The organism is Ruminiclostridium cellobioparum subsp. termitidis CT1112, from assembly GCF_000350485.1.
Lineage (GTDB): Bacteria > Bacillota > Clostridia > Acetivibrionales > DSM-1351 > Ruminiclostridium > Ruminiclostridium termitidis.
In genome coordinates this window covers 101,603-121,724 of record NZ_AORV01000026.1, presented here as the reverse complement: position 1 = coordinate 121,724, position 20,122 = coordinate 101,603, and the positions used below count along the sequence as shown (strand labels likewise).

Annotated in this window: 10 protein-coding genes and 1 pseudogene; all 11 read left to right on the top strand. The window is 40.5% G+C overall.

Annotation, left to right across the window (positions count from 1 at the left end):
- Window positions 1–126 precede the first annotated feature (126 nt).
- The 11 genes and pseudogenes from CTER_RS07800 (at window position 127) to CTER_RS07750 (ending at window position 19,864) form a co-directional block, all read left to right on the top strand.
- On the top strand, window positions 127–2,286 hold the full coding sequence (locus CTER_RS07800; RefSeq protein WP_004624811.1) for a methyl-accepting chemotaxis protein: 2,160 nt from the start codon (window positions 127–129) through the stop codon (window positions 2,284–2,286).
- 222 nt (window positions 2,287–2,508) lie between these two features.
- On the top strand, window positions 2,509–4,119 hold the full coding sequence (locus tag CTER_RS07795; RefSeq protein WP_004624939.1) for a response regulator: 1,611 nt from the start codon (window positions 2,509–2,511) through the stop codon (window positions 4,117–4,119).
- Window positions 4,120–4,130: 11 nt separating this feature from the next.
- Window positions 4,131–5,144 carry a sensor histidine kinase gene (locus tag CTER_RS07790; RefSeq protein ID WP_004624827.1) on the top strand — a complete coding sequence of 338 codons (1,014 nt, stop codon included), beginning with the start codon at window positions 4,131–4,133 and terminating at the stop codon, window positions 5,142–5,144.
- A gap of 173 nt (window positions 5,145–5,317) precedes the next feature.
- Window positions 5,318–6,833, top strand: a pseudogene (locus CTER_RS07785) (sugar ABC transporter ATP-binding protein).
- A gap of 27 nt (window positions 6,834–6,860) precedes the next feature.
- Window positions 6,861–7,895 carry an ABC transporter permease gene (locus tag CTER_RS07780; protein WP_004624934.1) on the top strand — a complete coding sequence of 345 codons (1,035 nt, stop codon included), beginning with the start codon at window positions 6,861–6,863 and terminating at the stop codon, window positions 7,893–7,895.
- Between the two features lie 41 nt (window positions 7,896–7,936).
- A complete protein-coding gene (locus CTER_RS07775; RefSeq protein ID WP_004624868.1) occupies window positions 7,937–8,923 on the top strand; it encodes a substrate-binding domain-containing protein in 987 nt (328 codons plus the stop codon).
- Between the two features lie 199 nt (window positions 8,924–9,122).
- On the top strand, window positions 9,123–15,998 hold the full coding sequence (locus CTER_RS07770) for a polysaccharide lyase family 8 super-sandwich domain-containing protein (RefSeq protein WP_004625004.1): 6,876 nt from the start codon (window positions 9,123–9,125) through the stop codon (window positions 15,996–15,998).
- 158 nt (window positions 15,999–16,156) lie between these two features.
- Window positions 16,157–16,600: a MarR family winged helix-turn-helix transcriptional regulator gene (locus CTER_RS07765; protein WP_004624814.1), complete on the top strand. Its 444-nt coding sequence runs from the start codon at window positions 16,157–16,159 to the stop codon at window positions 16,598–16,600.
- A 46-nt stretch (window positions 16,601–16,646) separates the two neighbouring features.
- Window positions 16,647–17,429: an EFR1 family ferrodoxin gene (locus CTER_RS07760; RefSeq protein ID WP_004625086.1), complete on the top strand. Its 783-nt coding sequence runs from the start codon at window positions 16,647–16,649 to the stop codon at window positions 17,427–17,429.
- A gap of 88 nt (window positions 17,430–17,517) precedes the next feature.
- Entirely contained in the window at window positions 17,518–18,516 is a 999-nt protein-coding gene (locus CTER_RS07755) for an alpha/beta fold hydrolase (protein WP_004624952.1), read from the top strand.
- Between the two features lie 91 nt (window positions 18,517–18,607).
- A complete protein-coding gene (locus CTER_RS07750) occupies window positions 18,608–19,864 on the top strand; it encodes an MFS transporter (protein ID WP_004624837.1) in 1,257 nt (418 codons plus the stop codon).
- Window positions 19,865–20,122 lie beyond the last annotated feature (258 nt).

Sequence of the window (20,122 nt, the reverse complement as noted above, 5' to 3'; positions counted from 1 at the left end):
ACATCCCCCCTATTCCAAACAAACACCCCTATAATTACAAATTTAGGGGTGTTATACTCATTTTGTAAACATCTCATAAAGTATTGTAAAACGGATAAGAACGGTGAAATATTTGGGGGAGATTTAATGAAAGTAATGCCTGTAGGATCTAAAATCAAGCAATCGATTACTTCATTATTTGAAAAAGAGACATCTGGATTTGAGAGCAGATCTATACTTCTAAGAAAATTTAAAATACAAACCAGATTAATAGCGTCTTTTGTTCTATTGTTAATAGCAATGTTATTGATCACAAGCATATATTCATATAGCAGCTCAACTAATACAATGAATGAAAGAGTGAGAACAGACTCTTTACAGGTTATGGGTCAGACAAGTGTTATACTGAACAATGAGATAAAAAGGATGGAAGATTATTTTCTGGATATAGGCTTGAACGCTGCTGTTCAGGATGCACTGAGCAAATATAGGGCAGGGGATAAATTTATACAACTGGACCAGTCTCGAACGCTGAAAAGCTTCTTATCAATCAAATTTGCAGCTTCAAATGATATAGCTTATTGTGGAATATTTCATGGAAACGGCTTTACACAGGTAGAAGCTTACAATACTGCAAGTGTGTCTCCTGATATAGGGGCAATATCCAAAAAAGACTTAAAGCAGCTTGAGTGGTCCGATTTCAAAGCTGATCCCTCAAATTCCGGTATAACTTCTTATTACGGTATACAGCAAAATATTGCTTCTATTACGGATAAACAAAACGTTTTGGCGAAAATGGTTTTAATTCCAAAAAACAATTATCTTGCCGGTGCATTTGAAAAATTGGACATCGGAAAGGATCCAAAGACTGAAAAGGCTTTCCCCATATTCGTTGCAGATAACAACGGAAGGATAATAGCATCAAGATCAGTTGAAGAATATCCCACAGGCAAAGCCACAGAAGTATCAAAATTAATTGCAGATAACATTATGAAGAATATTAAAGAAGGCTCAACCGGATTGGAAGCCGGTAACCTGGATTTGAATATTGGAGGCAGCACCGGGCTGGTTACGTATTCTCAAATAAATAAAGATAAACAGTTGTTTGTTATTTCAATTATCCCATATTATTATTTAAACAGTGCTGCAAACAAGCTTAGAACAAATATTTCCATTATCGGGTTTATATGTGTCATAATCGCATTTGCATTGTGCATTGTTATTGCCCGGAGTGTATCCCAACCTTTGAATAAATTAGTCCGGATAATGAAAAAAGCAAAAGCCGGTGATTTGACAGACCAAAGCCAGGATTATGAAAAAGATGAAATAGCAGATGTATGCCGCAATTATAATGATATGCTCTTGAATATAAACTCACTTATAGCAAATGTCAGAAATTCCACGCAATGTGTTCTGAGCGTGGCGAACAAGATTTCAATTGCTTCAAAATCCACATATAACGCCTCGGAGCAGGTGGCTTTGACAGCCGAACAGATAGCCAGGGGTGCAGCGGATCAGGCTGCCGAAATAAATGACAGCGTCGGTAATATGGAGCAGCTATCTGAGGGTATTACACTTGTTGAAAATGACATAGCTAAAGTAATGGTTCTGGCCAATAAAATTAAAAACTTGAATACAGATGTGTTAAAAACCATTGATACTCTTAATTTAAAGTCAACCCAGGTAAGTGATACCACCAATAAAGTTTCGACAAATATTTATGATTTGAGTAAAAGTATGCAGGAGATACAAAAAATACTTAAGATTATGAACTCAATTTCAGAGCAGATAAATCTTTTGTCATTGAATGCAGCCATTGAAGCCGCCCGTGCAGGTGAATCGGGAAAAGGGTTTGCCGTGGTGGCAAATGAGGTCAGGAAGCTGGCAGATAAATCAAAAGAGTTTACCGGCAGCATAAATAACATTATTGCTTCTATTGAACATAAAACCAATGTTACTGTCGAACAGGTCAAAAATTCCGATATTGCCGTCAATGAGCAAAAAATGGCTGTTAAGGAAACCGAAGAATTATTTAACCTGGTATTCGGTTCTATAGAAATAGTTTTAAAGGATATAACAAGAACAGAAAAATCTGTTGCAAGCATAGTGGAATCAAAGGGTAAGGTTTTGGAATCAATGGAGAGTATTTCTGCGGTCGCAGAGGAAGCGGCTGCCACAACAGAGATGATTTCCGCAAGTACCCAAGAACAATTTGCATCAGCAGAAGAACTGTCAAACAATGCCGGCGATCTGGAGAGCCTCTCAATAGTTCTGAACAGTGAACTGGATAAGTTTAAGACAGAGTGAGCTGGCAGCAAATAAGCAAAAATTTGAAAAATTAAATGCTTACTGCCGATGTTAATGGTCTATTAAAAAATTACATGTTTACATAAAAAGTGATTAAATAAACTTTTAAAATCATTTGTTTTAAGTTATATTGTTATTATATTATTTATTGCTGGGTATTAACAACCATTGCAGTATCTTTCCCTGATCGGGTCCATATGTATGCAAAAAGAAAGGTGTAGTATGAAACTTATTATTGCAGATGATGAAGATAAAGTTTGTCAGCTTATCTACAAATTAGTAGACTGGGAAAAGCTGGATATGGAAGTGGTTTCGATTGTACATAACGGTATTGAAGCGCTGCAGTCCATTGAAAAATACAAACCTGACCTGGTAATTACCGATATCCGCATGCCGGGTTATGATGGCCTTGATATGATCCGGCGTGCCAAGGAAATAAGTGAAGATTTGGATTTTATTATAATCAGTGGATACCGCCACTTTGAATATGCACAAAATGCTATTAAATACGGGGTAAGGGATTATCTCCTTAAACCCATTAAAAAATCGGAATTAATTGATACTCTCTCCAGATTGCGGGAGGAGTATTTAAAACGTACAAAAAAATTATCCAATGAAGAACAATACCGTATTTCAATAAAAGACAATTTAGATCGGATACGCAGCGGTTTTTTTACCGATATATTATTCAAAAGAGCCTCTGCCGAAGGGAAAATGAGTATTGAAAGTATTAATGAAAAGTATCATTACAACTTTTGTGATGGTTTTTTTCAGGTTGTGCTCATTAAAATCGATGGTGTAGATACATGCTCTCAAAACAATATGGAATATATTCGGGACAAAGTATTACAGTCCATTCATAAAAAAGTCGATGAATATTGCTATGACATTGAAAGTATTTTTGAAAATAATTTGTGCTATATTGTCCTCAATTGCAGTGAAGACAGCAGGAAAGCCGTCAGGCGGTCGCTGAAAGCCTTATTGGATGAACTCCTATTGCAAAAAGATATTATAGAAGATCTTAAGATTACAATAGGTGCAGGTATTCCAAAAGACTCGGTGCGCGGCATTTTTTCTTCAATGAAGACGGCAGTGTGGGCAATAGAGCAAAGGCTCATACTTGGTGTTAATAAAGTGGTGGAAGGTGCGGAGGTGTCTTCAAATGAATTGGCTGACAGCTCCACATTCAATGAGTTTAACAGGAAATTAATTGAGGCGCTTGAAAGGTTGGAGGAAAATCAGCTGAGAGAGTCATTTGTTTTTTTGGAAACAAGTTTGAAGAATAAAGAATCGACTACCGGTCATGAAGTTATTCAAATGGCAAAAGAAGCCATGAATTTGTATTTGTTTCACTTGAGACAAAATAAATTTGTAATCAGAAATTCAGATGACTTTTTTGATACATTCAGTTTGAATATAGAAAATTGCGGTTCCATGGAGGAGGTCTTTGCGACACTTTCCAGAACAATTATAAAATCATTTAACCAGGTAATTGCCGACAAGCAGCAGGAAGACAGCAAACCAATCCGTGAGGCAAAACAATATATCAAAGATCATTATAAAGAGCCGATTTCACTGGAAATAGTCAGTGATTATGTAGGGTTCAACGCCACGTATTTCAGTTCCCTGTTTAAAAAAGAAACAAACACGACGTTTTCGGAATATTTAACAAGTGTGCGTATGGAAAGGGCCAAAGAACTTTTAAAGGAATCAAATTTGAATGTTGCTACAATTTGTGAAGAGGTTGGCTATAATGATACAAAACATTTTTCAAAAGGTTTTGCGAAGTATACAAATTTAAAACCAAATGAATATAGAAAAATATATTCCTAAAAGGTTACTGTATGAATAAAGATAGAAATTTTTTACTGGATAACATAAAAAAATGGGTATGGATGATACTGATGTTTATTATCCTGTTGTTGGCACTTATAGGTTTTGCTGCCACTACCATTCCCTCTTATAAAGTTGTCTTAGTTCTGATTGTCCTGGCTTTTTTCCTGATAGTTTATATAGGGTATATATCAGTTTACCTCCGGTACCGTCAAATGGAAAAATTATTGCAATTATATACTGAAGGATATTTTGTAGATGATTTTTTTGAGCAGGATATTAAAATCAGCAAAACTGTAAGCAAGGTGCTGGAATTATTATCTGATCGTCTTGATAAATCCGCACTTTTGAACGTATCTAAAAAACAGGCCCAGTATCTGGCCTTACAAAACCAAATTAATCCCCATTTTTTATATAATACATTGGAGGGAATCCGCAGCGAGGCCTTATGTGCAGGAATGGACGGGGTTGCATCCATGACTGAAGCCCTGGCTACCTTTTTCCGGTACACCATATCAAATGTAGATCATTTAGTGACCTTGGAAGATGAATTATCGAATATTGAAAATTATTATATTATTCAGCAATTCCGTTTCGGAGATAAATTGAGCTTAAGTATAGAGTATGACGATGATGGCGATGATTTGTCCATTCTGAACTTAAAACTTCCAAAGCTGATTTTACAGCCCATTGTTGAAAATTCCATTTACCACGGTATTGAACGGAAAATAGGAAAAGGTAATTTGAGGATACATATAGACTATACCGCAGACAGACTTATTATCAGAATTTCAGATGATGGAATGGGCATTGAAAAAGAAGCTCTGGATAAACTCAATAATAAACTCTTAACAAATTCCCTGGATGATATGGAGTCGAAAAAAGAGAAAAAGGGCGGAATAGCAATTATAAATGTAAATAACCGGATTAAGCTTATATTTGGTGAGAAATATGGTATTTACATTTATTCTACTCAAAATGTCGGAACAGATGTAGAGATTACATTACCTATCATAAAGGAATAATAAAAATCAATTCATTAAATCAAATTATAACCGGCGGTCAATACCCAAAGAATGCCCCACCTATTCCAAACAAACGCCCCTACAATTACATTGTTAGGGGTGTTATACTCATCCTGTAAACAACATTTCATATCAAAAAGGCATTTCTGAAATAGATAAGAAAGGTGAAACAGATGGATGATTATATCGTTGAATTAAGCGGAGTATCTAAAAGGTTTCCAGGCGTTTTAGCTCTTGATAATGTAAGCTTTAATCTGAAAGCGGGCGAAATACTTGCATTACTTGGTGAAAACGGGGCCGGAAAGTCAACCTTGATGAAAATTCTCAGCGGTGTTTACATAAAAGACTCAGGTACCATGAAAATCTTTGGACGTGAAATAGATGAAATGAATCCGAAGAAGGCACAGGAATTAGGTGTTGCCATTATTCACCAGGAGTTAAATATGTGCGCACACCTGTCGGTTGCAGAGAACATTTTTCTTGGAAGAGAAATAACAAAATCAGGAGTTTTGTCTAACAGAGAAATGGAAAGACAGGCCAAAAAAATATTGGACAATTTAAATATTGATATCAGTCCCGACACAATAGTTGGAGATCTGGCAGTATCAAAACAGCAAATGGTGGAAATTGCAAAAGCACTTTCAACAAATGCAAAAGTGCTGATTATGGATGAGCCGACCAGTGCACTCACCTCTAAAGAGATAGATGATTTATTTTTGATTATCAGGAAAATAAGATCGGAAGGCTGCGGAATTGTATATATTTCTCACCGCCTTGAAGAGCTGGAACATATTGTAGACAGAGTTACCATATTGCGGGATGGACAATTTATTAAAAGTATGGATTATGCCTCTACGACCCTTGAAGAAATTATCGCTAATATGGTTGGACGTGAAATAAAAGAGAAATTCCCCAGGGTACAATGCAAAAAAGGCAAAAAAAATCCTTGAGGTTAAAAATCTCAATGCGGGTAAAATGGTGAGAAATATAAATTTTGACCTGTATGAAGGTGAAATTGTAGGAATCGCAGGATTGATGGGAGCCGGCAGAACAGAAACCACAAGGGCAATTTTTGGCATAGACCCGAAGGAATCCGGTGAGATTATCCTGGATGGCAAAACAATTACAATAAATAAACCCCTGGATGCTATTCAGGCGGGTATCGTCCTTGCGCCTGAAGACAGGAAAAAAGATGGTTTGTGTACAAAACTCAGCGTCAGGGATAATATAAGTCTCCCCAATTTAGATATCTTATGTAATGCACTGAGCATTGTAGACAGAAAAAAAGAAAAAAGCATGTCGGAGAAAGCTGTCAGCGATTTAAAAATCAAACTTCCGACGACTGAAGTTGATGCCGGCAGTCTTTCAGGCGGAAATCAGCAAAAAGTAGTAGTTGCAAAGTGGCTCGCAAGAAATTCCCGGGTTGTAATATTTGATGAGCCTACCAGAGGTATTGATGTTGCTGCAAAAGTAGAAATATATAACTTGATGAATGAACTGAAAGAGCAGGGAATCGGCGTATTGTTTGTCTCATCTGAAATGCCGGAAGTTATGGGGATTTCAGATAGAATCATTGTAATGTGCGACGGAAAGGTAACAGGCGAAATGCCGACAAATGAAGCTACACAAGATTCAATTCTAATGTATGCAACTAAATTTGATAAAAAAATTGATGCTGTTAAGGCTTAAATAATAGTGCTCAGAGGAGATGGGAAAATGGGAAGGGAATTAAAACAAAGTTATTTCAAGAAAATTATGTCCATAAGAGGTATGGGTCAGGTACTGACAGTGACAGTGGGATTAGCGGTGCTTTTTATCGTTTTTGGCTTTTTAAATCCTACTTTTGCATCCTCAAAAAACATAGGCAACTTATTAAGGCAAATTGCTCCCATTGTTTTGATAGGAATTGGTCAATCCTTTGTACTTATTACAGGAAATATCGACTTGTCAATCGGATCTGTTGTGGGTATGAGCTGTATGATTTCAGCTACCCTGATGACAAAGGGGGTAAATCCCTGGGTGGCCGTGGTTATTACAATACTTTGCTGTTTGTCTGTGGGCTTTATTAATGGTGAGCTGGTTGCAAAATGTAAATTGCCACCGTTTATTGCAACCTTGGGTACTATGACAATTTCTAGGGGTATAGCTCAGATTGTAAATAACAACTACAATACCGACTCCATTGGAGAGGGAGCAAAAACTTTCCGTGATATATTTTATTATGGTAAAACCCTTGGTCTTTACAACACAATCTGGATTGCTATCATTCTATGGGCGGTATTTAACTTTTTGCTTAGCAGAACGCGTACCGGCCGTCACATATATGCCGTCGGCAGCAACATTGAAGCATCAAAATTATCCGGTGTCAGCATAGTAGGAACTACGGTAAAGGCTTATCTGGTAAGTTCATTTTGTGCAGCGGTAGTCGGTTTGATTATTTGTGCTACATCCGGTATGGGGACTATGGATGCAGGTAATATGTACGAAATGTACGCAGTTGCCGCATCAGTAATAGGCGGAGTCAGTACGCTTGGCGGACAGGGTATTCTGCTTGGAACAATAATTGGTGCCGCCATATGGGGCGTTTTGCAGAATGGTTTGCAATTTGCCGGAGCACCGGTGGCTATCAGGAATATTGTAATCGGTATTATCGTAGTTGTCTCTGTATTGCTTGATGTTGTGGTCCGTTCCGGAAAGCCTAAAAGGAAAAATGAAAGCAGCGGTAAGGTTGGATTTAAGCTAAAAGCTTAATTCATAGAATAATGTTTTTATAATTTAAAGGAGGGCTAGAAATGAAAAAAAGGTTACTTGGCGCACTGTTATGTGCAGCAATGGTAGGAACAATGCTGGCAGGATGCGGAGGTTCGTCGGATAAAGCTGCCGACACATCGGCATCAGGAGTTTCAGCATCAGGTGCATCAACGTCAGCACCGGCCGCAGATAAGAATTTCAAAGTGTACTTAATCACAATGGACCAAATGGATCAATATTGGGTTAACGTCGATGCCGGAGCTAAAAAAGCAGCAGCCGAGCTCGGAAATGTGGATTACAAGTGGTCGGCACCCGATGTTAAAGATGATGCAAAGCAAATCGAATGTATTAATAACGCGGTAGCAGACAAGGCTGATGCCATTCTTCTGGCAGCAAATGGTCCGGATGCAGTTACAGCAGCTTTAAAAGAAGCACAGGCCGCAGGTGTTAAAATTGTCTATGTTGACTCTGCAGCAAAATTCGATGGCGAAGCAACATTTGCCACAGATAACACAGCAGCCGGAAAAACTGCTGGCGAACAGATGAAAAAAGCCTTGGAAGCTGCGGGTAAGACTTCCGGAAAAATCGGTATTATAAATGTTAACGCAGCAACAGCATCTTGTGTGGCCCGCGAAACAGGCTTCCGTTCAGCTTTTGAAGGGTCAAATTTTGAAATTCTTGCAACCCAGTATGGTGAAGGAGATGCAGCCAAGTCAAAAGATATTGCGGCTAATTACATAACATCAGGAGTTGTAGGTATCTTCGGAGCGAATGAAGGTTCTACGGTAGGTGCCGGCAATGCTATACAGGAAGCAGGCGGAGAAGTAATCGGTGTAGGCTTTGACAAATCTGATACCATTCTTTCATTAATAAAAGATGGATTCTTACTGGCAACTATGGCTCAAAATCCCGACGTAATGGGCGAAAAGGGAGTTAAAGCGGCAGTAGATGCTCTCCAGGGCAAGAGCCTGGGCGGAGCTGTAACTGATACCGGTGTTTCTGTAATCACTAAAGCCGATGTTAAATAATTAAAAATAAATGTAATAAAAGGATTAGGTAATTTTTTTAATCAAAAAATTACCTATAATCCTTTTAATCCTTTCAAAATTTTTTTAATTATCCTTAAATTTGTACATCTAAAGGCAGTAGTCTGTGACATCCCATCAAACATTGCAAATATGTAAACTAATTTTTCACTTGAAAATATTTTATGAAAGGAGAGTAGCTATGAAACAAAAACGTATATTGAGTATTGTTTTGGTTCTTGTAATGCTGCTAACCATAGCTTTGGACAGTATGACTGTTTCTGCGGAAGGGGAAACAGCCGATGATTTTGATAAACTGCGGGAAAAATGGCAGTATATAGCCATGGGTGGAGATTATGATCCTAAGGACCCGAATATGCAGGAGCTGCTTCACGCTATAAATAATGTAGCCCAGGACCTCCTTGACAGGATCAATCCCAGTCCTACACCGGGTTGGGGGGCTAATGATTACCTTTGGAAAGAATATATACTTGGTAATCGCGGTTCTGCATATAGCGATTCGAATAATACCCAGTTTTCTATCCGAAGTCTTAAGTTTATGGCTTTAGCTTTTCAGACCAAAGGCTGTGAACTTTATCAGAATGAAAAGTTGAAAGTTGAGATACTCCGTGGACTTGATTATATTTATAAAAATCATTATAAAGTAGGAGTAGATACTAATGCTTATGGGAATTGGTTTACCTGGGAGATAGGCGGACCCATTTATCTTCTTGAGACAATTCTGCTTATGTATGATTATCTGCCGGCAGACCAGATTCAGGCTTATGCAGCAACGGCTCTTAAGGCTACGACTAAAACCGGAGGAGACTCTTACATGTATGTGGGTGCAAATGCTCTGTGGAGAGACCGTGTCCGTATGTATTCGGCTATTCTTCTTAAGGACAGTGCAACCCTTACATATGTACAAAAAGATGTTCCTTCCTACATGGGGTATGTTAAAAGCGGTGACGGCTACTATGAGGACGGCACATTCATGCAGCATGGAAATGTTGTTTATAATGGCGGCTATGGCAAGGAAGCATTTTCGGATATCAGCCATTTCATTTATATGCTTGATAATTCTCCATGGGAAATTACCGGCCCCGAAAGAGATAATATGAGTACCATTGTGGAAAAAAGCTATATACCTTTTATGTATAATGGTGTCTTCATGGATATGGTAAGGGGACGTGAAATCACCCGTACCGATACTACTGATGCCTATGCAGGCATTACCATCAGCCTTGATGTTCTGCTGTTCTCCGAATCGGTATCTGAGAATGAGGGGAAGAGACTTAAGGGAATGATAAAGGAATGGATGAATAATGAAAATGCAATACACACTTTAAATGAAGGTGCCGGTGTTGCATGGTATATGTTCCCCGTATATAATCTCTCCAAAACACTGGAAATCCTTAAGGATGATTCAATCAAACCGGTTTCAAATGCAGGAAAAAGCTATACCTTTGGAAAAGGTGTAAGAACGGTTCATACTACAGATAAGTTCACTTTTGGGCTTTCCATGTACAGCAGGGATATCACAACCTATGAGGTGGGCGACAGCAATACGAAGGGCTGGTACACAGGTCTTGGTGAGACTTATATTTACACGCCTGATGTCGGACAGTTTACCTATCAAAAACCAACGCTTAACTGGTATCGCCTTCCCGGAGTAACTGCCGTTAACGGTACTACTGTGGGCAGCCATACAAATTCAAACGCCTTTGCGGGAAGCACAACTCTTAACGGTACTTACAGCACTGCCGGTCTGGAAATTTCATCCGGCAGCACAAAAGTGAGTGCAAAAAAATCGTGGTTCATGTTTGATGACGAGGTTGTGGCTTTGGGCACAGACATTACTTCCGCACAGGATAAAAATGTGGAAACGACCATTGACAACCATTATATCACTGGTGATAACGCTCTGATCGTCAATGGGGAAAGACAGCCCGACGTACTTGGGTGGAATGGCAAAATCGATAATGCCAGGTGGGCGTTGATAGAAGGAAACGCCAAAGGCTCCAATATTGGTGTTTATTTTCCGAAGGAGACCAGAATCGGCGCAGTCCGTGAAACCCGTACGGGAAAGTGGACCGACCTGGGTTCTTATAATGTGGATGACAGTGTTCAATCAGCCAATTACCTTACGATGTGGATCGATCATGGTTCAAAGCCGGTAAATGACAGCTATGCATATGTTCTGTTGCCCGGAAAGACCGAAGCGCAGGTCGAAAACTATGCAAGTTCCAGTGATACCGAAATAATTCGTCAGGATAATGATGTACATGCCGTATATGAAAAAACCCTCCACACCCTTGGCGTAAATTTTTGGAAAGACGGTGATCAAGCCATTGATGCAATGGGGGTAGAAGATTATCTTTCAGTTGATAAAGCTTCTTCTATCATGATAAAAGAAGATGATAACAAACTCAGTTTTGCTCTTTCAGATACGGCAAGGAGCAGTTCCGGTACAATTACCGTGGATATTAACAGGGCAGCTGTGGGGGTTATTTCCAAAGACAGCCGGATTAAGGTTATTCAAACTTCTCCGTCAATCAGGCTTGAGCTGGATATCAGCAATTCTTTCGGGAATCCGATAGAAGCTGAGTTTTCTTTCAGGAAGCTTGAGGTGCCGGGAGAAACAGCAATTACAAACATGGCATTGAGTGATAACACACTAAGTGTTAAATATACCGACGCATTAAGGGCAACCGGATATAAACTGGTTTATGGCACCGAAAGCGGAAATTATCCGGAATCACTGGTTACTTCCGGGACAACAGCAGAAATCAAAGGGCTGGATGCAAATACGACTTATTATTTTGCAGTTAAAGCCATTAATGATTCAGGCGAGGGCAGCCTGTCACAGGAAAGATCCTATACCATAGGAGATATTCGTACCCTGATCGAAGAATTCGAGGATTTTTCCAAAACGGTCAGCTATTCAGGGGGATGGGCGACCGACTCCTCAAATGCGGATACTTATTATAATGGAGATACCACCAGAATTAAAAGAAATGATGCTGATAAAACCGATGTACGGCGTGAGGAGTTTGTAACCTATTATACTCCGTCGCCAAAAGACTTTGAACTGACCACATATGATTATGGTTTAGCCAATGCGGGTGACAACACCATACTGCAAATCTATGGTTCGGCGGATAACAAGAACTGGGTTTCAATCCCTGCAACAAAAGACGGCACCGTAACCAAAGATAAATGGAGTAAAGTTGTGTATACCAATTCAGAGGAATTGGACAGTTCCATAAGATATATCAAGATTGCTGTTTCCAACAATACCAAGGTTTACGCACCACAGCTTTCCAAGCTGAAAATAAATTATGCCTGGACTTCCGACCGTGTGGTAATGGATACCATGCTGGATGATTCCAGGGCATATGAGGTAAAAGGTGATGCGGCCTATATGACGGGAGATGGTGTTAAATTCGGCGGCGATAAGGATATTCTGATAAAAAGCGGCTCCGGAAATGCAACGATGCTTTATAGTTATACCAATATGCAAAATGCCAGGCTTACTGCTTTTATTGCCAAAGTAAACGGCGGTACTGTCTCGATTAAGTCATCCAAAGACGGGATTAGCTTTGTGCCGGTTGATTCCAGCCAGGAGATTGACCCGGGCGATTATGGGGACTACAATAAAGTGGTTTACAACATTCCTGAACTGGAGGGCGGTACTAAATATCTGTTGCTTACAATAAGCGGTGAAGCCGATTCAATTGCTATTGCCGACCTGAACTTATCCTATATTCATGAAATCGCACCCATTGAAAAGATTATGTTTAAGGATAAGCAGCTTGAAGCGGTTATGAAGTATAATCTGGCCCCGGCAGTCAAATTGGCACCAATGAATGCCACAGGCGAAATAATATATACCATTTCAGACAAGGATGTTGCCAGAGTAAATTCCTCGACAGGGGTACTGCAGGCAGAAGGGCTGGGAGCAGCGGTTCTGACAGCTACGGTACTGGGAACCGGGACAAATGTAAGTGCAGATATCAATGTCCGTACTTCACAAAACCTTGCACTTAACGCAATTACCACTGCAAGCTCTGCCGGCAGCGCTTACCCTGCGAATAAGGCAACAGATGGTGATTACCTTTCCAGGTGGGAATCCAGCGTAGGGAATGCTCAATGGCTGCAGGTTGATTTGGGATTGCCCAGGGAGTTTGGAGCAATTGAGCTCAACTGGCAGCAATATGCAACTCAGTATGTGGTCCAGGGTTCTTTGAACGGCACGGACTGGGTGGATCTTTATACCGAGTCGAACGGTAAGGGTGGTAATGTATGGATTGAATTTGATCAAGTACAAAAATACCGGTATGTGAGATTGAGCGGTACCATGGCACCTGCCGCATATTCGCTTTACGAGTTCCGCGTTCTCTCGTTTAAAGCACAAAGCGGGCCGGACGGAGTTGTACTTCAAAATCTTGCGCTTGGGAAAACAGCCACAACAAATGGAAATGACTCCTCCAACAGTGATCCGAAAGCTGCCATAGACGGAAATACATCAACGCGCTGGGCGTCTGCCAGAACAGATAGTCAGTGGTATACTGTTGATCTGGGTGCTCCGTGTAATATCTATCAGATAAATTTGCTGTGGGAATCAGCTTACGGTAAAGAGTATGACATTCAGGTGTACAATGACATTAGTAATATTAATAATGTAGTATCTGAGAAAAACGGTTCGGCCGGATGGAAGCGGTATGCACTTGATGAGCCGGCACAGGGAAGATATGTCCGTATGCAGGGTATTAAGCGAGGTTCCACCTATGGATACTCCCTGTATGAGTTTGAAGTATATGGAAGTCTGGAACAAACAACAGTTAGTGCGATTTCATTTGCTTCTGATAAACTCACTGTTTTGCGAAACCATAAGAAAACGGCTGATGTTATTACAGATCCGCCTTATTTAAATGAGGGAAGTATTGCATTTGTCAGCTCAGACCCTCAAATAGCCACAGTATCAAATAAAGGCGTTGTTACCGGTATAACAACGGGCTCGGCAATAATTATGGCGTATTCTGCAGCCGATGACAGTGTTAATGCCAGTTGTGATGTGACGGTAACAGATTACAACGGTGCTCCCATACCGGTTTCCAGTCTTGAGGTGCAAGGCGGCGCAGCCATTATCGAAAAAGGAACCTCTGCGCAGTTTGATGCTGTAATTGCACCGGATAACGCATCAATAAAGAACATTCACTGGACCTCCAGTGATGAACGTGTAATTCTTGTAAACAACGAAGGTCTGATAAGGGCAATCGGCGTAGGAACCGCAGTTGTAAGAGGTGTCAGTGTTGCTAATCCGGAGCTTGTGTATGAGCAGGAAATAAGAGTTATCGATGCCGAAGTGGAAACAGTAAAGGCATTGATTAATGCAATAGGCGTGGTTACCTTGCAAAGCAAGGGAGATATCGATGCTGCAAGGGCTGCTTATAATAAGCTGAATGATGATCAGAAGGCATTGGTGGATAACTATGAAGTGCTGACAGCCGCAGAAACGCAGTATGAACAACTTTTGGAGACCGAAAGAGTAACTGGTGTTAAACTCAACACGTTATCCATGTATATGGCTGTAGGAGACAGCGGCCAGCTGACAGCTACAGTATCACCTTCCAGTGCGGTAAACAAGAACGTAACCTGGTCAAGCAGCAATTCCAATGTTGCAGCTGTTGACGCCAACGGTATGGTAACTGCCGTGGGTGCGGGAACAGCGGTAATAACCGTAACAACAGAGGACGGCGGTAAGACGGCTGCATGTTCTGTAACTGTCAGAAGCGGACAAAGTGATGGCGGCAGCAATCCCGACGGAGGTAATTCTGGCGGAGGTAATACCGGCGGAAGCAATTCCGGCGGGGGCAGTTCATCCGGAACACCGGTGACACCACCGCCCGCACTGCCTGTAGAAAATGCACCGGGTACAGTTCAGGTATCCGCACCTGCAGTGAACAGCGCAGGCGTAGCCACAACTACCATTGATGCCGAGGCATTGGCAAAAGCTCTCAAAACCTATGATACGGCAATAATTAATGTACCGAAGGCAGAAGGGGCCAGCGCATATGAAACGGTCCTTCCGGCAGCAGCTCTGACATCGGAAAATGCATCAAAGAAAATTGAAATAACAACAGAGCTGGGTAAGGTCACAGTACCCGGAAACATGCTCACCCGGTCAGATGCAGCAGGGGCACAGAGTGTAAGTCTCATCATAGCAAAAACAGATACAGGTGTGCTTGACACGGCAGTAAAGTCACAAATAGGCAAGAGACCTGCAGTAGAGCTCAAGATCAATATAAACGGCAGCAGTATAGCCTGGAACGATCCGGAAGCGCCTGTAATCATGGAGATACCATATACACCCACGGCAGCCGAACTTGCCGATCCGGAGCACATAGTCGTGTGGTACATAGATGGGGCAGGAAAGATATCAGCGGTACCAACGGGCAGGTATGATTCCGAAACCGGCAATGTAACATTTAAAACAACACACTCCGGCAGCTATGCAGTGGCATATGTCAGGAAGAGCTTTACAGACATTGGTGAATACTCATGGGCAAGCAGGGCAATAGAGGTTATGGCATCCAAGGGTGTTATTAACGGTACCTCTGAAACAACCTTCAGCCCTTCTGCCGATATCAGGCGGGCAGACTTCATAGTATTGCTTGTCAAGGCTCTGGGGTTATCTGCAAAAACACAGGACAATTTTGCAGATGTAAGCCCGGGTGCATATTATGCAGAAGCTCTGGCGACAGCTAAGGCTCTTGGAATTACAGCAGGGGTTGGCAACAATAACTTCAATCCAAATGCAAAGATATCCAGGGAGGACATGATGGTCCTTGCGGCAAGAGCAATGGATAAAGCCGGTAAACCGTTGGCAGATGCCGCCGGTTCGGAGCTGAAAGGCTATTCTGATTCGGCGCAGATAAGCGGTTACGCATTAAAGGATGTTGCAGCTTTAATTAAAGCAGAAATTATAAAAGGCAGCGGCAATACAATAAATCCGAAGAGAACGGCAACAAGGGCCGAAGCCGCAGTTATTATTTATAATCTGTACAACAGGTAGGTTTAAGCAAATAGAAAAAACCAGGACAAAATTGTCATTTTTGTCCTGGTTTTTTTATTTTCAGATGTATGCGTTGACATTGCTGATTTTTATATGTACAATATAGTATATATTCGATATCGAAGTTATTCCGGGCAGGTACCATTTGGAGGAATATTATGAATGAAATTAAACAGGAGTACATTGATCAGCTTGTTTCTCTTGTCCATGAAATACTGAAGCATTATAAAGAATACCAGACAGGTATGAGTGCCATATATCCGCAGGGTATCACTAGTAATGAACTCACCATTATCCAGTTTGTTCATTTAAACCCCGATATTGTAATCAAGGAAGTCAGTGAATCCCTGTCAATACCTGGCAGCACGCTAACAAGTGTCATCGACAGGCTGGAACAAAAAAATCTCATAACCCGCACAGTGAGCAAAAAAAACAGACGTTCATTTGGATTAAAACTCACCGAAGAAGGTATCAAGCTCAATGCCGAACATGAAAAAGCGGAAAGACAGGTCTGGTATGGAATTTTATCAAAACTGGATAACGATAAGGACAGGGAAATGCTGATAAAACTAATAGCTACAATCGTAAATAAGCATGATTGATTGATATGGTAGAAATCTCAAGTATGGAAAGGTTAGGAGGAAAAACATGAGTATAGGTATTTACTATTTCACAGGAACAGGTAATTCTCTGAAAATTTCAAAAGATCTGGCGGCCAAATTTGAAGACGCTCAATTAATACCAATGACTGCCGCAATCAGAACCGGTTCCATACCCGACTCGGACACAATTGCGTTAGTCTTTCCCGTTTATATGTTTGGTTTACCGCGCATAGTTTCCGATTTTATTAAAAAGTTCTCGAAGCAAATGAAAAATAAATACATCATCGCCCTCGCGGTCAATGGCGGAACGGTTGCGGGAACTCTATTATCACTTGACAGAAAGCTCAAAGCAAAAGGGTTGTACCTCTCTGCCGGATTTTCCGTTAAAACACCATCAAATTTTATTGTAGAGTTCACTGTTGAAGATGAAGAAATTCAACACCTTTTTGAAGCTTCAAAAAAGAGAGTAGACGAAATTGCCTCTGTAATCAAATCCGGAGCAACACCGGTAATAGATCAAGGCACCAGGAAAGACTGTATTGTCAGGACAGGTATCCTGAACAAATTCCTCAGGCCCCTTACTCCTATTATGGATATTACATTCAAGTCAACCGGTGCATGTTCGGGCTGCGGGATTTGCAAAAGAGTTTGTCCGGTAGATAACATAACGCTTAAGGACGGGGCTCCGAACTGGCATCACCGCTGCCAGCAGTGTTTTGCCTGTATCAATAACTGTCCGGGGAATGCAATCGAATACATGAAATTAACCAGGGGTAAAAAAAGATACCATAATCCTTACATCAAAATGGAGGAATTAATGAAAAAGTGAACCTGCAGCAAGCTTAAAAAGCTGGATTGTTTCATGGAATGTCATGATTACAGATTGCCTGATATTGTACGTAAGGTTGTGGACGAATATGAAAAAAATTTTTGAGAACCAAAACAATAAAATAACGTTTTTAGAGGAAATTGACTTTATAGAAAAGATGGATAATATTGTCCGTCTGATACTGGAAAAAAACTGCAGCTGCGGTTACTTTCACAGCTTTGACGGTGCGGAGATTTTCTACAAATATTATCACAATCCCAGGGAAAAAGCAGCGGTTGTTATTTCTCATGGATTTTGTGAATTTACCGAAAAGTTTGAAGAAGTAATCTTCTATTTCTTCCAGGCCGGATATTCAGTGTATATTCATGATCACCGGGGACACGGATATTCAAAAAGAATGCTGAACGACAAAAATAAAGTTTATATACATTCCTTTGATGAATATGTGTTGGATCTATACAGCTTTATCCGGCAAATCGTATTAAAGGACGGCACACATAATAAAACGGTTTTATATGCACATTCAATGGGCGGGGCCATTGCTGCCTTATTTCTTGAACAATATCCTGATATTTTTTCACATGCCATATTAACGTCTCCCATGCTCGAAATAGAATTGGGAAAAACACCTGAAGCCATTGCATATCTTGTGATGTTATTCAAAAAGTTAACCGGTTCGGAGGAAGAATACGTAAAGGGACATGGCGCATTTGACGGTGTTCCCTGTTTTAAATCAAGCAGCTGCCTATCAGAAGCCAGATATGATTACATTTTCGCAAAACGTGTAAGGGATGAAAATTTCCGTACCTATGGCGCTTCCTGTGCTTGGCTGCTGGCCGGCTTAAGGGCTGTAAGAAAGCTGCAGAAGCATGCAGGGCGGGTTTTGATTCCTGTTCTGATTTTTCAGGCAGGCAGGGACACCACTGTCAGGCCGGGAGGACAAAAAAGGTTTGCTGATAGGTCAAAAAATACCAAGCTTGTTATGATGCCTGATTCAAAGCACGAAATATATAATGCAAATTTTGAAATAAGAAAGGAATATTATCAAAACATTTTCTCATTCATAGAAGAAAATCCAAATCTTTAATATACTGTTTACTTATTTAACAAGAATTTTACCAATGGCTGCAAAAGGTTATGATAAAATTACAGTGAAAATATTTACAGGAGAAACTTTTATGAGATTAAGCCGGGAAGAAAAATCATGGATATTATATGATTGCGGGAATTCAGCTTATTCCATGGCCGTCACTACGGCATTGCTTCCGATTGTATTCGGCATGTTTGATAATGTGAAAAGCAGCATGGATCTTGGATATTTCAGTTCAATCGCAAGTATTCTGGTGGCAGTGCTAAGTCCTATTCTGGGTACCATTGCAGATTATAAGGACAAGAAAAAACGCTTTTTCATATTTTTTGCTTTTCTCGGCATAATTTCTACGGCTGCTCTTTCTTTTGTTTCTCCGTCAAGCGGACAATGGCAGCTTTTAATACTTTTCTTTGTTCTGTCAGCAATAGGTTTTTCCGGCTCCAATATTTTTTACGATTCATTTTTAGTGGATGTTTCAAGTGATGACAGGATGGACAAGGTTTCTACAAGGGGCTTTGCCTTTGGATATATTTCCAGCGTTATTCCCTTTGGTATCAGCCTTGCATTGATATACTTCATGGGAATGGACAATGCAACCGGGTATCAGATTGGATTTATTATCACGGCTCTTTGGTGGGGACTTCTTACTTTACCTATAATAAATGATGTTAAGCAAAGGCATTACATTGAACCGGAACCCAGGCCTGTTATCAACAGCTTTAAAAGGCTTGCGGACACATTTATACATATTAGAAATCACAAAACCGTATTCGTATTCCTTATCGCATACTTTTTTTATATAGATGGTGTAGACACCATAATAAAAATGGTTGTACCCTATGCAACTTCGGTTTTAGGCGAGAATTCCCTTGATACTTTTACTCTGCTCGGAATTTTGCTCATTGTTCAGATTATTGCTTTTCCATTTTCCATTCTCTATGGTAACCTGGCAAAAAGGTTTTCGGCCAGAACTATGATCATTGCAGGTATTTTTACATATATAATTTCCTGTATAGCTGCTTTCTTCATATCGACGGTATGGCATATATTCATTCTGGGTGCCATGATCGGCTCTGCCCAGGGCGGAATCCAGGCTTTAAGCAGATCTTATTTTGCCAGGATCGTTCCAAAGGAAAATTCAAATGAGTTTTTCGGCTTTTATAATATCTTTGGTAAATTTGCGGCTATTGTAGGTCCGACCTTAATGTCCCTGACTACAACAATTACAGGTAATGCAAGGTATAGTGTGCTGGCAATCATACCGCTTTTCCTGATAGGCTTTGTCATTTACATATCTCTTCCCAAGGATCAAAACATAGATTCAAAAGATCTTACCCTCTATTGACAAAATTAACAATGTACAATACGTTTTTGAGTGGTGAATTTGCCCTGCGGCTTCGTTGAAGCCGCTTGCAAGGCACAAAGCCTTTCTGCGTGTCTTCGTCTTGTCGCAAGTCAAATTCTCTCGCTCAAAAATCACCGGTCTCACGCCGAGGCCAGGGTGTCCTGAAGGACACCCTGGCCATCCATGACCTCATTATATGCAGCGCACAAAAAAAATGCATTTTATTATGTATCATATACATTGCTAGTTATTACAATA